The organism is Leeuwenhoekiella sp. CH_XMU1409-2, from assembly GCF_037029365.1.
Lineage (GTDB): Bacteria > Bacteroidota > Bacteroidia > Flavobacteriales > Flavobacteriaceae > Leeuwenhoekiella > Leeuwenhoekiella blandensis.
Window position 1 is genome coordinate 1 of the sequence record NZ_JAYMEI010000035.1, and the last position, 1,302, is coordinate 1,302.

The window sequence follows — 1,302 nt, forward strand, 5'->3', positions numbered from 1 at the left end:
ATTTTAGGTCTATTCGCTTTATGCGCATGTTTATGAGTGGATGGCAAGATCCTACAGTATTGCGCTAGTTATTTCCGATACTAATAACACAACAGTAGCCAATGATGATGCATTTTTTGGGTATACTGAAGAGGAAATCATCGGTAATGTACTTACTAACGACAGCGATCCTGAAGGTGATGCGATCAATGTGATCAGCAATACGCAGCCTGCAAACGGAAGCGTAACGGTTAACACAAACGGTAGTTTCACTTATGTGTCAAATGCAGGTTATAATGGTGCAGATCAGTTTACATACACTATTGAAGATGCAAATGGAGCACAGGACACGGCAACGGTTTACATAAGCCTGGAGGAAAAATCATTCACAATATCTATTGCCGACGGCGAATGTGATGGAGATGTTCCTTATTTGGTTTATGATATTGACCTAAACAATTTTGCTGCAACAGGACCACTTACCATAACATTCTTAGATAATTCTGGTAATAGTCTTCTAGAATACACAGATCTTCCTTTAACAGGAAGAGTGCTTTGGCCAGGTGCAGAAGTAGATGCTAATGGTAACCCTACTAATTGGCCTGGATGGATTCTTGAAGATGGTGTTTGGGTTGAAGGTGATGACGGATTTTTAGATGTAAGACCTGATGTAAATGTGGTATTCTCAATCAATCCTAGTCAAACTATTGTAGTGAATTATCCTCCATCAGATCCGTACTGTTACTCAGGACCACGTTTAGATGGTTTAGTAAGTACTATAGATGTTTCTTGTTTTGGAGATGCCAATGGTGCAATTGATATAACCACATCAGGAGGAACAGCTCCATTCAGCTTTAATTGGAGTACAATAGATGGTAGTGGTTTGGCTGATGGGCAGGAAGATCAGACAGGCTTAACTGCTGGAACTTACAATCTTGTAATTACAGATGCTGTAGGTATTGAGAAGGAATTTAATATAGAAGTTGCTCAGCCAGAACAACTAGAACTTGTGTTTACAGACGTTGTAGGAGGATCATCTAACTTTATGTGTTCTAACGGAACGGCTACAGCCACAGTTTCTGGAGGAAGTGGAAATTATACTTATTTGTGGAGTGCTAGTGCTGGTGGACAGACTACTGCTGTGGCAACAGACCTTACTGAAGGTGTGCATAGTGTGACGGTAACTGATTCAAATGGTTGTGAGGTTACACAAGAGGTAACTATTACTTGTAACACCATCCTAGCGATCAATGACATCAACGATACGTTCGAAGGTCAACCGGTAAGCGGAGACGTAGGAACTAATGATGAGAACCCTGATGG

General features: G+C 40.9%; 1 protein-coding gene. It reads left to right on the plus strand.

Translation table 11 applies throughout. From position 1 onward, the window contains the following. Positions 1 to 40 precede the first annotated feature (40 nt). Positions 41 to 1,302 (plus strand): Ig-like domain-containing protein (locus WA338_RS18735; RefSeq protein WP_336094540.1); only part of this gene is annotated, 1,262 nt, incomplete at its 3' end.